Source organism: Caballeronia sp. SEWSISQ10-4 2, from assembly GCF_030464885.1.
In the GTDB taxonomy this organism is placed as follows: Bacteria; Pseudomonadota; Gammaproteobacteria; order Burkholderiales; family Burkholderiaceae; genus Caballeronia.
The window spans coordinates 95,062-108,698 of the sequence record NZ_JALPRJ010000013.1 but is presented as its reverse complement, the minus strand read 5'-3'; the positions used below and the strand labels follow the sequence as shown (position 1 = coordinate 108,698).

Sequence of the window (13,637 nt, the reverse complement as noted above, 5' to 3'; positions counted from 1 at the left end):
TCCTGATTCCCATGTAAGTGGCAGCGTGTGCCGGGATCGCCGTGCCTGCTGCCGTTTGTTTGAGCCGACCGGCCATGCTGAATACAGCTCAGCCGATCGTCATCAAATTCGCATTGCCGCCTGCGGCCGCCGTGTTCACGCTCACCGAGCGTTCCGTCAGCAACCGTTCGAGCGCGTAGTCCTGCTCGCCGTCGTGAGCGTTGTCGGCGAATGCCCCCGCCGGCACGCCCTGCACCGAGACGATCGGTCCCGGGCGTTTCGCAACGTCCTTCACCAGCGCCATTAATTCGTCGCTGTCGCCTTCGAACAAAACCGCATCGAAGGTCGCGTCCTGGTTCTTGCGCGTCGAAGCATACGCCTTCAGCGACGCCGGCAACGCGGCGACGAGTTGTTCGCCCGCCGCGCCCGAAAACAGCGCTTTGTTGCCGGTAGCCAGCACGGCGGCGAGTTGCGCGCGAGCGCCGCTTGCCGTCGATGCCACGCAAAGAACCGTTCCGCGTGCGCCGAGCGTGTACGTGTTGCGCTCGCCGGTCGGGCCGGCCAGCACGGCGGTTGCGCCGGCCATCACGTGTTGCAGATGGCTTTCGCACCGTGCTGCCGTCTGCGGATCGCGCTCGGCGATGGCCCAGTCGCGGAATGCGGTCAGTGCGGCCGGCGTTTCGTTCGACGCTGTCTCGTCCACGATCAGCGCGCTTTCCAGCGACTTCGGCAAACCTGTCGGACGCTTGGCAAGGAGCCGCTGCAAGTACAGCGCGCCGCCCGCTTTCGGTCCCGTGCCCGACAGACCTTCGCCGCCGAACGGCTGCACGCCGACCACGGCGCCAATCACGTTCCTGTTCACGTAGATGTTGCCCACGTGCGCCCGGCTCACCACATGCGCGATGGTTTCATCGATACGCGTATGGATCCCCAACGTCAGCCCGTAACCCGTCGCTTTAATTTGGTCGAGCAGTTTATCAAGATGCGCCCGGCGATACCGAACCACATGCAGGACCGGGCCGAACACTTCGCGCTTCAACTCATCGATGGAATCCAGTTCGATCAGCGTCGGCGGGACGAACGTGCCTTGTGCGCAGCCATCGGGCACGGGAAGTTGCACGACGTTGCGGCCCTTCTCGCGCATCGATGCCACGTGCGCGTCGATGCTCTGCTTCGCTTCGGCATCGATCACGGGGCCGACATCGGTGGAGAGGCGGTCGGGATTGCCCATCGAGAGTTGTTGCATCGCGCCGGTGAGCATCTCGAGCGTGCGGTCCGCGACATCGTCCTGCAGACACAAAACACGCAGCGCCGAACAACGTTGACCGGCGGAATCGAAGGACGACTGCAACACGTCCGCGACCACTTGCTCGGCCAGCGCCGACGAATCGACGATCATCGCGTTCTGCCCGCCCGTCTCCGCGATCAGCGGAATCGGCCGGCCATCGGGATCGAGGCGTTCGGACAAGGTCTTGTTGATCAAGCGCGCGACTTCGGTCGAGCCGGTGAACATCACGGCGCGCGTGCGTGGATCGGCGACCAGCGCTGCGCCTACGGTCTCGCCATTGCCCGGCAGGAGTTGCACCGCGCCCGGCGGCACGCCGGCTTCGCGCAGAATGCGCACGGCTTGCGCGGCGATCAGCGGGGTTTGTTCCGCTGGTTTTGCAAGCACCGGATTACCGGCAGCAAGCGCCGCGGCCACTTGTCCCATGAAGATCGCCAGCGGGAAGTTCCACGGGCTGATACAGACCACGGGACCCAGCGGACGATGGGTATCGTTGGAAAACTCGCTGCGGATTTGCGCCGAGTAGTAGCGCAAGAAGTCGATAGCCTCGCGAATCTCCGACACCGCATTCGACAGCGATTTTCCCGCTTCGCGCACGACCAGGCCCATCAGCGTATGCATTTGCGCTTCGAGCAAGTCAGCGGCGCGAGCGAGGCAATCGGCGCGTTCATCGACGGGCGTCGATTGCCAGATCGGCGCGGCGGCGACAGCGTTGGAAATCGCCAAAGCGACTTGCTCGGACGTTGCCTCGACGACCGTTCCAACCAGATCGCGCAGGTCAGCGGGATTGCGGACATCGCGTGCTACGCCTTCCACCACGTCGCCTGTTTCCAGCATCGGAGCCGCGCGCCACGGATGATTCGCGCTCGCCAGCAACGCCGACGACAACGACGCCAGCCGATGCTCATTCGACAAATCGAAGCCCATCGAATTGGGGCGCTCGCTGCCGTACAACTGACGCGGCAGAGCGATCTTTGCGTGCGGCAAACCGAGCGGCGTGAGCCTAGACGCTTCGTCGATGGGATCCTGCACGAGCTCGCTGACAGCAATGGTTTTATCGGCGATGCGGTTCACGAACGACGTATTCGCGCCGTTCTCAAGCAGACGCCGCACGAGATACGCGAGCAACGTTTCGTGCGTGCCAACAGGCGCATACACGCGACACGGCCGGTTCAGCTTGTCGCGGCCAGTGACTTCTTCGTACAGCGGCTCGCCCATGCCGTGCAGACACTGGAACTCGTACTGACCGGGGTAATAATTCCCTCCGGCGAGGTGATAGATAGCGGACAACGTGAACGCGTTATGCGTAGCGAATTGCGGATACACGGCATCGGGCGCGCTGAGCAATTTCTTCGCGCACGCCACATACGAAATGTCCGTGTAGATCTTGCGCGTATAGACCGGATAACCTTCGAGGCCATCGACTTGTGCGCGCTTGATTTCCGAATCCCAGTACGCGCCTTTGACCAGCCGAACCATGATCCGGTGACGACTACGACGCGCGAGATCGATCAAATAATCGATAACAAACGGGCAGCGCTTTTGGTACGCCTGCACCACGAAACCGATGCCGTTCCAGCCGGCCAGTTCGGGATCGAAGCAAAGCGCTTCGAGCAGATCGAGCGAAATTTCGAGCCGATCGGCCTCTTCCGCATCGATGTTCAAGCCGATGTCATAACGCCGCGCGAGCAGCGCCAGCGCTTTCGCGCGCGGCAGCAACTCGGTCATCGTGCGTTCTTGCTGCGAGCGCGAGTAACGCGGATGCAGCGCGGACAGCTTGATCGAAATCCCCGGGCCTTCGTAAATACCGCGCGATCCCGCCGCCTTGCCGATCGCGTGAATCGCTTGTTCATACGATGCGTAATAGCGCACAGCGTCTTCTTCGGTCGTTGCTGCTTCGCCGAGCATGTCGTAGGAATAGCGGAAACCGCGCGCTTCGAACTTGCGGCTATTCGCGAGCGCTTCCGAAATCGTCTCGCCGGTGACGAATTGTTCGCCCATCAGCCGCATGGCCATATCGACGCCCTTGCGGATCAGCGGCTCACCGCCACGGCCGATCAGACGCGTCAACGCCGATGACAACCCGGCTTCGCTATTCGTCGTCACCAGCTTGCCGGTGATCATCAGGCCCCACGTCGCTGCATTTACAAACAGCGACGGCGCCTGGCCCATATGCGAGCGCCAGTCGCCTTTGCTGATCTTGTCGCGGATAAGCGCGTCGCGGGTGGCGCGATCGGGAATGCGCAGCAGGGCTTCCGCGAGACACATCAGCGCGACGCCTTCCTGGCTGGAGAGCGAAAACTCGTGGATCAGCCCTTCGACACCGCCGCCCGTTTGCTTCTTGCGCAGCGCTTCGACGAGCTTCGTCGCCATTGCATTCGTTTCACTGGCAATACCAGCCGACAGTTGTGCCTGACCGATCAAGAACGGCACGCATTCTGGCTCCGGACGCCGGTACGCCGCCGTAATCGCCGCGCGCAACACGGATTGCGGTTGCACGTTCTGGGCGAAATCCAGGAAGGGATGAGGCGCGCCGTCCTCTTCAGACTCGGAATGCGCGGAGGATTCCAGCGTATCGGTTGAACCGATTGCACCGGACAGTTCGGGTGGCAACTGTCCATGTTCGATGCGTTCGAGATACGCGAAGATGGCTTGCTTGATCAGCCAGTGCGGCGTGCGTTCGAGGCGCGTGGCGGCGTCTCTCAGGCGGGTGCGCAGCAGATCGTCGACTTTGACGCCCAGGGTGGTGCTCGCCATATATCCTTCCTTGCCGGAATCGGGACCGGCGATAGCTTGAAAAGTGGCCGAATCGTAACCCGCGCATAAAAAAGGTGCAACCAACATTTCAAGACGGGTTGCACCTTTTGGAAATCGTTTGAAACTCCTTTCGGAACAAGGAATTACGGGTAATTGAGGATGGCGCCGCCGGCGCCGTGTGCTCTAGGATTTCGCGTTTGATAAATTTTTCGAGTTACCCCTAATTAATTGCTGCCTGGTGCCGATAAGAACTGGTACGGCCATACCAGCGATGAAACTTTGCGGGCCGTCTTACAATCAGCCGCGCGGTTTCGGGGAGAAGGGAACATGAGCACCTTGATGATTTTTTGCAGTATTTGGGCGATGTGTGCGCTGTGTGTGGTGTTGTTCATCCGCGGCGCGCATCCGCACGTCGAGCGTCCTGAGAGCGGTACCCGCGACGATGGCCACGACATGACGGTCGGCGGCCTGGCGGTTGCACGCGTGCAGGGTACGGATGGCGGGCGCGCTGGCTGAATCTGAAGCGCTTAGATATCGAGCGGATCGACTTCGACATTCCATCGGATCACGCCCTTGACCTTCAGGCTGCGCAACGCCGGCTGCCAGGCCCGCAGCGCATTCTGCAAAACCGCCCGCGACGCGCATTCCAGCAGCAACTGTGCGCGATGCACGTTAAACACCTTCACGATAGTCAACGGCACCGCGTCGTACACGGTCACGCGTTCGGCGCCGGCCAGCGCGGCGAACTCCGCCGCCGCGGCTCCTAGAAAGTCCAGCGCCGCCTCCAGCGTGCGCCCTTCGGCGCGAAGCATCGCCTGATAGACGAACGGCGGTAAATGCGCATCGCGGCGTTCGGCCAGCGTGGAGTTGGCAAAACCAACATAGTCATGCCGGGCCAGCGCGTGAAAAAGCGCGTGGCGCGCGTAGCGCGTCTGGATCATCACTTCGCCCGGCAATCCGGCGCGCCCCGCCCGCCCGCTCACCTGCATCAACTGGGCAAAAAGCCGCTCGCTCGCCCGGAAATCGTGAGAAAAAAGCGCGGTATCGGCGTTGAGCACGCCGACCAGCGTCACGCGCTGGAAGTCGTGCCCCTTCGCGATCATCTGCGTGCCGACGAGGATATCGACCTCGCCCGCGTGGACATCGGAGAAAAGGGCTTGTGCGCTGCCTTTGCGCCGCGTGCTGTCGGCATCGATACGCAACACCCGTGCGCCCGGCACCGCCGTCGCGAGCGTTTCTTCCACGCGCTGCGTGCCGCGTCCCATCGGCGCGATATCCACGTTGCCGCAGTCCGGGCAGGATTTGGGAATCCGCGATTCCCACCCGCAATGGTGGCAACGCAGCGCGCGTTCTGGCTTGTGGAGCACAACGTAGGCGCTGCATCGCGGACAGCCGGCAACCCAGCCGCAGGCATCGCAGGAAAGGATGGGCGCGTAACCGCGCCGGTTGAGGAACACGAGGCTTTGTTCGCCGCGTTCCAGGCGCGTTTTCATCGCGGCGATGAGCGGCCCGGATAACCCCTCCACCGATGCCCGCCCACGCTGCCGCTCTTCCTCCAGGTCGATCAGCCGCACGCTCGGCAAAACCGCTGTAGCCACGGCGCGGCGCGTCAGCGTCAGCTTGGTGTATCGGCCCTGCTCTGCCTGCCACCAGCTTTCTAAAGACGGTGTCGCCGACCCCAGCACAACCGGAATCCCAAGCTCCTTCGCGCGATAAACGGCGAGATCGCGCGCCGAATATCGCAAGCCTTCTTGCTGCTTGTAGGCGGGATCGTGTTCCTCATCGACGACAATCAGTGACAGCTTGGGCAGCGATGCGAGGATCGCCAGCCGCGTCCCGAGCACAAGCCGTGCGCGCCCGGTGTGAGCGGCGAGCCAGTTGCGCGCGCGCTCGCCTTCCGCCAGCCCGCTATGCATCGTGACGATGGCGCCTTCCGGCAGCGCGGCAAAGCGCGTGCGGAAGGCGGCTTCGAATTGCGGCGTGAGATTAATTTCCGGGACAAGCACGAGCGCTTGCGCGTCGGGACGCGCGCTCAGCAAGTCGGCCAGCGCGTGGAGATAAACCTCGGTTTTGCCGCTGCCGGTCACGCCGTGCAGCAGGAACGCGGCGAAACCCTTCACGCCGGTTATCGCATCGACGGCATCGGCCTGTTCGGCGGTCAGGTGCGGCAAAAGCGCGTCGCTGGCGTGCAGCGCGGCCTTTTCGATCTCCGGCGCCAGCGCGATGTCTTGCTCAGCGACCTCACCCGTTTCCAGCGATACCCATCCGCGCATTTGCCATTCATCGAGCGTCGCGCGCGCTTTGGGATGCAGTGCTCGAGCATCGGCGGCGGGCAATGTAGGGTTCGCGGCGAGTGCATCGGCGAGACGGCGCAGTGCAGTCGCGCGCGCCGGCAACGCGTCGGGCAAACTCGCGCGCCCTTCCGGCATCAGCCGATACCGCTCCTCCGGCGCCAGCAATTTCGCCCAGCGCGAAGCATCACGCAAAACCTGCGGCAGCGCAGGTAGCGCCACCTCGCCCAGACCACGCTGGTAATACTCGGCCGCAAACAGCGTCAGCGCGCGCCATTCATCGGCGAGCGGCGCGAGCGTGCTGCAAATGGCTGCCACATCGCGCAGCTTGTCCAGCGGCACGTCGCTACGATCCGTCACCTCGCAAATCATGCCAACGGCATCGCGGCGGCCGAACGGAATCCGCACCAGCATGCCGGGAAGCGGCGTGGGTGCCAGGTCGTATCGATAGTCGAAAAGCGTCGGCAAAGGATGGTCCAGCGCGACCCGGACAAAGAGGCTCAATTGCCGCACCCGCTGCAAGCCGGGCTGCCGCAACCCTTCCACCTGACCATCGGGCTGTCCGGCGCGTAGTTAAAGTGAAACATCACAATCGACGCTAACTTGCGGATTATTTTTGAGATTTCGAAGCTTTCCACAGGCCTGTGGATAACTTTGTTGAGAACTTTGATTGACAGGGACAAAAAGTGGCGATCTCGCTTGTTGTGTGCGGTAGCCCACATTCAGTTTTGAAACTGAATTTCTCTTATTAATCATGTATTTGAAGACACAAAACATGTCTTCATCAGGGCTCTTAGGTCTGAATTGAAGATTGCGCGCCGCAACGTACAAAATGTGCATAAGTCAACTCTTGACATTGGCGGAACGGCCAATCTACGGGCATTTCGAGCCACTTTTGTCTAACCGGTCAAACGTTTGACGTGAACTTTTCATGACGCATGGCAGCAATCTTTTTTGACCAAACGTCAGTTCTTTGCCCGAATGGCGCGACTATGGCGATGCACTTCATCGACGAGCTCCGCCACGTTCTCCGGACGCGTGAACTGTGAAATACCGTGGCCCAGGTTGAAGACATGGCCCGGGAAGTTGCCGAAGCTGTCGAGCACGGCGCGCGCCTCGGTGCGAATCACGGCGGGCGACGCGAACAGCACCGACGGATCGATGTTTCCCTGCAGCGCAACACGGTCTCCGACTTTCTCGCGCGCCTGGCGCAGGTTCACGGTCCAGTCGAGACCGACTGCGTCCACGCCGATTGCCGCGATCTGTTCGAGCCACAAACCGCCACCCTTCGTGAACGTGATCACCGGCACTTTGACGCCGTCGTGCTCGCGCTTCAATCCCGCGACCACCTTCGCGATGTAATCGAGCGAGAAGCGTTGATAAGCGCCATCGGCCAGGGCGCCACCCCAGGTGTCGAAGATCATCACGGCTTGTGCGCCTGCTTCGATCTGCGCGTTCAGATAAGCGATGACTGCCTGCGCGTTGATATCGAGGATGCGATGCATCAGGTCCGGCCGCGTGTAAGCCATTGCTTTGACCGTATGGTGATCGGGCGATCCGCCGCCCTCCACCATGTAGCAGGCGAGCGTCCACGGGCTGCCTGAAAAACCGATCAGCGGCACTTTCTGGCGGCCTTGGGCGTCGGTGAGTGCACGGCGGATTTGCGATACCGCGTCGGTCACGTAGCGCAGCGTGGCGTCGATATCCGGCACGTGCAGCTTGGCAACGTCTTCTTCCGTGCGGACCGTGCGCTCGAATCGCGGACCTTCGCCCTGGACGAAATTCAGGCCGAGGCCCATTGCATCGGGGATGGTCAGGATGTCCGAGAACAGGATGGCGGCGTCGAGCGGAAAGCGTTCGAGCGGCTGAAGCGTGACTTCCGTCGCGTAATCGGGATTCGTCGCGAGACCGAGGAAACTGCCGGCGCGCGAACGCGTGGCGTTGTACTCGGGCAAGTAGCGGCCCGCCTGTCGCATTAACCAGATCGGCGTGTAGTCGGTGGGCTGGCGCTGCAGCGCGCGCAGGAAAGTGTCGTTCAGGAGTGTGGAAGGCACGTGGCTTGGGGCGTTGGGCAAAGGGTCATTCTACCGGACGGGGGTTTTCGTTCGCACTCGGGCGGGAGGTTTCGCTCGCGCTCGGGGGTTGGGGTTCTTGCGCTCGTGGGGCTGGGTTTATGCCCGGGTTGGTGCTTTCGGCCTTTATAGATAGTCCGAAAGCACCAACCCAGCACCGACTCCGACCGCGAACCCTGAAACTACCACCCCAGCACCGCCCGCCCCGCCCCGCCCCAAACCAAAACCAAAACCAAAACCAAAACCAAAACCCTGGTGCGAACGAAAATCTCCTTCGATATCATCGGCGGCTGAATTGATCTTTCGAGGAGTATCGATGAGAGTTTTTGCCCTTGGTTGTGCATCGCTTCGCGGCGTCCTTGGCACCGGTGCTTGCACCCTGCTGCTCGGCTTCGCCGTCGGCGCGCGGGCGCAGACCGTGCAGGCCGGCAGTATCACGGCAGCGTCCGGCGCCGCGTCGTCGGCCAGCGCTCCGGCCGCCACGCACGCACCATCGAGACTCGATGAAATCCTCGCGCGCGGCACACTGCGCGTCTGCACAACGGGCGACTACAAACCGTACTCATTCCTGAAACCGGATGGCCAGTTCGAAGGCATCGACATCGACACGGCGCAAAACCTCGCACAGTCGATGAACGTCAAAGCCGAATTCATCAAGACGTCGTGGTCAAACCTGATGAACGATTTCATCGCGAAGTGCGACATCGCGGTCGGCGGCGTTTCGACCTCGCTCGAACGCCAGAAACGCGCGTTCTTCACGCAACCGTATATGGTGGACGGCAAGACGCCGATCGCCCGCTGCGGCGACGTCGACAAATACCAGACCGTCGCGCAGATCGATCAACCCGGCGTGCGCACCATCGTCAATCCGGGCGGCACGAACGAGAAGTTTGCGAAGCAGTTCTTCACGCACTCGCAACTGATCGAGTACCCCGACAACGTGACCATCTTCAAACAGATCCTCGACGGCCAAGCCGACGTGATGGTCACCGACGCCTCCGAAACGCTCCTCCAGCAAAAGCTGAATCCCGGCCTGTGCTCGGTGCATCCGGACAAGCCCTTCCAGTTCGGGGAGAAAGCGTATCTGCTGCCACGCGGCGATGCCGCGTTTCAGCAGTACGTCGACCAGTGGCTGCACCTGTCGCGCTCGACAGGCGAGTTCCAGGCGGTCCTCGATAAATGGCTGAAATGAAGGCGACGTTTAGGGTTACGTCGCCCTATTCGCTAAACGGCTCAAGCGCGGCGGTTCGACGCGCTGGGCCGCTCACCGCAAGCAATTCGTAAGTCGACGTCTCTCGGCATCGAAAAGTCAACGCGTTGCGTGTAACAAGTCACCGAACCGTTCCGACGTTTTCTTCATCCAGGCGGCCGCGGCTTTCGAATGCGCCTGGATTCGGCCGAATCCGTGCGTCATGTCATGCGCGTCGATAACCTCGGTGCGCCCGCCGTTCGCTTCGAGAAAACGCGCGAATTCGTGGGCATCGTCGTAGAGCGGATCGTAGGCCGCCGCGACAATCAACGCCCGCGCCGGCGTCCGATCGTAGGACTGAGCGAGCGGAAACGCGCGCACATCGTCGTCGGCGGGCGGTTCGGCCGTCAGGAATTGCGCCCAGTAGAACTTCATTTCTTCAGTGCTCAAGCCTGGCCCTTCGGCGTTCGCCGTAAAGCTGCCGCCCTCGAATCGACAGCGCGCGACCGGGTAAATCAGCAATTGCGCGGTGACGAGACCTGCTACGCGATCGTTTGCCGCGCGCGCCGCGACGGCCGCGAGATGGCCGCCCGCGCTGTCGCCGGCCACGCCCAGCCTGTTGGTCGCGAAACCCAGACGTGAACGGTGCTCCGCGAGCCACAGCAGCGCGTCGAGCGCATCATCAACCGGCGCGGGGAACGGATGCTCCGGCGCCATCCGGTAATCCACGCTCACAACCGCGCAATGTGAATCCACGGCCAACCGCGCAACCATCAGATCGTGGGTATCCAGATCGCCGACCACCCAGCCGCCACCGTGCAGATAAACCACGAGCGGTAACGGCTTCTTAGCGTCCGCCGGCCGATAAACACGCGTACGTAATGCACGCCCATCGAGCGGCAGAACCATATCTTCAACATCCACACCAGCGGGACGCGGTGCGGCGAACTCACGCGCCACGTCCTGAAATTGCCGCCGGATCGCGAGCGGATCCGCGTCGGCGGGTAGTTCCGGGAAAGCTTTGGCGACCTTGGCGTAATAGGCGAGAAGGTCAACATCGATGGTCATGCGAGGGTCTCCAGTGCAATTCGCCGCCCGGTCGGGTCGACGGCTTTTGATTGTCGTCAAAATCTAAGCATCGCGCTTGACAGCGCAACCATTTCTAAAGTGCGCCGAAATATCGCCTTGTTAATCACAATAATCGGCAAAATCTCGACGAAATAATCGCAGAGCCTTGTGCGCCAAGGGTTACAACCTGAAACACTTTGTTACGGCGATGCCCGGATTATTCGCCCACAATCACTTCAACGGTCTCAACACGGATGTGATCGGATGCAGCGTTGGAAATCTACAACGTATTGATTTGCATTCGACGGTCGGCACGGTGCCGAATCCCAGCTTCAGGGACATGTTTGTTGCGGTCGTTGGCCGGTGGAAGATAGATCGGCCCATGTCCCACCCTTGGTCTCCTCGCGCTAACCCCGTAGCGTGTGGTTTTTAGCGGGCTCCAGGCCCGCTTTTTTTTCGTCTGTACAAACGTTTGCGTAAGAATTTAAATGGTCGCCGTGATTGTCCCGGCGACCATTTTTCGTTGTAGATCCCAGAAGTTACGCGGTTTTAGCCTCCGATAGCTTCAGTTCTTCGATCATCTTCGCCCGCATGATGAACTTCTGGACCTTACCGGTGACGGTCATCGGCAACTCGTCGACGAAGCGAATGTGCCGCGGAATCTTGTAGTGCGCGATCTGCCCTTGGCAGAACTCGCGAATGTCTTCGGGCGTGGCGTGCTCGCCTTGTCGAAGAACGATCCAGGCACAGACTTCCTCGCCGTATTTGAGGTCGGGAATACCAAATACCTGCGCCGATTGGATCTTCGGATGCCGGAAGAGGAATTCTTCAATCTCGCGCGGATAAATATTCTCGCCGCCGCGAATCAGCATGTCCTTCAAGCGTCCGACGATATTGCAATAGCCTTCGGCGTCGAGCGTCGCCAGATCGCCGGTGTGCATCCAGCCATCGATGATCGCTTCGCGCGTTTTTTCTTCGTCGCCCCAGTAGCCGTTCATTACCGAATAACCGCGCGTGCAGAGCTCGCCTGTTTCGCCGACCGGGACGATTTCGCCGAGCGGGTCGACCAGTTTCACCTCCAGATGCGGCTGGATCTGGCCGACGGTCGTGGTGCGTTTATCGAGAGGATCGGTAGTCGAGCTTTGAAACGACACCGGGCTCGTCTCGGTCATCCCATACGCGATGGTGATCTCGCGCAGGTTCATCTTGGCAACCACGCGCTTCATGGTCTCGATCGGACACGGCGATCCGGCCATGATTCCGGTGCGCAGACGGCTCAGGTCGTACCTATCGAAGTTGGGAAGATCGAGTTCCGCGATGAACATCGTCGGCACGCCATGCAGCGCGGTGCAGCGTTCTTCATCGACGGCGGCGAGCGTGGCGGCAGGATCGAAGGCTTCGCCGGGGAACACCATGGTCGCGCCCACCGATACGCACGCAAGCACCGCCAGCACCATGCCGAAGCAGTGATACAGCGGCACGGGGATGCACAGCGAGTCGAGCTCGGTAAGCAACATCGAATGCGCTATGTAGCGGCCGTTGTTCACCACGTTGTGATGCGTGAGCGTGGCTCCCTTGGGATTGCCGGTGGTGCCGCTCGTGAACTGGATGTTGATGGGATCGTGAGCGCTGAGCTTCGATTCGAGTGCATCGAGTTGTGCTGCGTTTAGATGATCGCGGCCGCGGGACATGACATCGGGGAAACGCAGCATGCCGGGCGTCGCACCTTCGCCCATCCGGATCACAGCTCGAAGGTCGGGGAAACGCGCGGCATCGAGTGAACCGGGTTCGGCGGTAGCGAGTTCCGGCGCGAGCGTTTGAAGCATCTCCAGATACTTCGATGTCTTGAATTGTTCCGCCGCGATCAGCGCCTTGCAGCCGACCTTGTTCAACGCGTATTCGAGCTCGGCCAGCCGATACGCCGGGTTGATGTTCACAAGAATCGCCCCGATCCGCGCGGTGGCGAATTGCGTGAGCAGCCATTCCGATCGATTCGGCGACCAGATGCCCACGCGGTCACCGACTTCTACACCGAGCGATAACAGGCCGGATGCGAGGACATCGACTTCGTCGGCGAATTCACGCCAGGTCCAGCGGATGTTCTGCTCGCGGAAGATCACGGCCGAGCGCGCGGGAAATCTCGCGGCGGTATCGCGCAGGAAACGGGAAACGGTGGCATCGCTCAAAGGAATGTCCGTTGAGCCGCGAACGTAGGACAGGCCGTCGCGTGGTTCGATCTGCGGCCCGGCGTGCATCGGTTGGGTAGGCATATCGAAGGTCTCCTCCGTGGGATGGCGCGCTGCGGGACACCGCGCCATGAAAGCGTTTCGGAAGGCTAATTGTGCATCGCGAGGGGGAGTTGGGGCATTGAGTCTTACCCGCAAAAACCGCCTGAATGCGCGCCTGTCCGATATGCGGAAATGCGTGGACGCTCTTCGTAAGACCCATAAAAAAAGCAGCCCGAAGGCTGCTTTTTCATTTCGTCAAACTCGCGAAAACTTAGTGCTGACCGCGCAATTTCCGCAGCCGCTGAATCGCCGCGATCTGAGCCGTCGCGTACGCCAATTCCGCTTGCGCGGTTGCGTACTCGAGGTTCGAACCCGTGTTCTGCAGCGCTTCTTCCGCGCGTTTCTTCGCTTCGATCGCCTTGGCTTCATCGAGATCCTGACCACGGATCGCGGTATCGGCGAGAACCGTCACCACGCCCGGTTGAATCTCGAGAATCCCACCCGCGACGAACACGAACTCTTCGTCACCGTTTTCCGCTTCGATGCGCACCGCACCCGGACGAATCCGCGTGATGAGCGGCGTGTGGCCCGGCAGAATACCGAGTTCACCCGCTTCGCCCGGCAGCGCGACGAACTTCGCCCGGCCCGAGAAGATCTGCTCTTCCGCGCTGACGACGTCTACTTGAATAGTTGCCATATCGACTCCTTGAGCGTATTACGAGGCGCTCGCCTCAAGTGAAACCAGCGCCTGCTGCGTTACACCCGACC

At 61.3% G+C, this 13,637-nt stretch carries 8 protein-coding genes; 2 read left to right on the top strand and 6 right to left on the bottom strand.

Annotated features, from left to right (window positions below):
- Positions 1 to 88 precede the first annotated feature (88 nt).
- Positions 89 to 4,021 carry a trifunctional transcriptional regulator/proline dehydrogenase/L-glutamate gamma-semialdehyde dehydrogenase gene (gene putA, locus M0D69_RS11610; RefSeq protein ID WP_301782163.1) on the bottom strand — a complete coding sequence of 1,311 codons (3,933 nt, stop codon included), beginning with the start codon at positions 4,019 to 4,021 and terminating at the stop codon, positions 89 to 91.
- Positions 4,022 to 4,348: 327 nt separating this feature from the next.
- Between putA and M0D69_RS11605 the strand changes: the two genes are divergently transcribed.
- Positions 4,349 to 4,537, top strand: a complete 189-nt coding sequence (locus tag M0D69_RS11605) for a hypothetical protein (RefSeq protein WP_301782162.1) — start codon at positions 4,349 to 4,351, stop codon at positions 4,535 to 4,537.
- Between the two features lie 11 nt (positions 4,538 to 4,548).
- Here M0D69_RS11605 and M0D69_RS11600 read toward each other — a convergent pair whose 3' ends face one another.
- Together M0D69_RS11600 and hemE are read right to left on the bottom strand one after the other, a co-directional pair.
- Positions 4,549 to 6,858 (bottom strand): primosomal protein N', encoded by a 2,310-nt coding sequence (locus M0D69_RS11600; RefSeq protein ID WP_301782161.1) that lies wholly within the window; start codon positions 6,856 to 6,858, stop codon positions 4,549 to 4,551.
- Positions 6,859 to 7,277: 419 nt separating this feature from the next.
- Positions 7,278 to 8,366 carry a uroporphyrinogen decarboxylase gene (hemE, locus tag M0D69_RS11595; protein WP_301782160.1) on the bottom strand — a complete coding sequence of 363 codons (1,089 nt, stop codon included), beginning with the start codon at positions 8,364 to 8,366 and terminating at the stop codon, positions 7,278 to 7,280.
- A 334-nt stretch (positions 8,367 to 8,700) separates the two neighbouring features.
- On the opposite strand from hemE, the gene M0D69_RS11590 reads away from it, so the two are divergent.
- Positions 8,701 to 9,576: a transporter substrate-binding domain-containing protein gene (locus M0D69_RS11590; RefSeq protein WP_301782159.1), complete on the top strand. Its 876-nt coding sequence runs from the start codon at positions 8,701 to 8,703 to the stop codon at positions 9,574 to 9,576.
- Between the two features lie 117 nt (positions 9,577 to 9,693).
- Here M0D69_RS11590 and M0D69_RS11585 read toward each other — a convergent pair whose 3' ends face one another.
- The 3 genes from M0D69_RS11585 to M0D69_RS11575 all read right to left on the bottom strand — a co-directional run bounded on the left by M0D69_RS11585 (position 9,694) and on the right by M0D69_RS11575 (position 13,566).
- Complete coding sequence (locus M0D69_RS11585; protein WP_301782158.1) at positions 9,694 to 10,641, bottom strand: alpha/beta hydrolase; 948 nt, start codon at positions 10,639 to 10,641, stop codon at positions 9,694 to 9,696.
- A gap of 539 nt (positions 10,642 to 11,180) precedes the next feature.
- Positions 11,181 to 12,911, bottom strand: a complete 1,731-nt coding sequence (locus M0D69_RS11580; protein WP_301782157.1) for an AMP-binding protein — start codon at positions 12,909 to 12,911, stop codon at positions 11,181 to 11,183.
- Between the two features lie 229 nt (positions 12,912 to 13,140).
- Positions 13,141 to 13,566 carry a F0F1 ATP synthase subunit epsilon gene (locus M0D69_RS11575; RefSeq protein WP_301782156.1) on the bottom strand — a complete coding sequence of 142 codons (426 nt, stop codon included), beginning with the start codon at positions 13,564 to 13,566 and terminating at the stop codon, positions 13,141 to 13,143.
- Between the last annotated feature and the right edge of the window lie 71 nt (positions 13,567 to 13,637).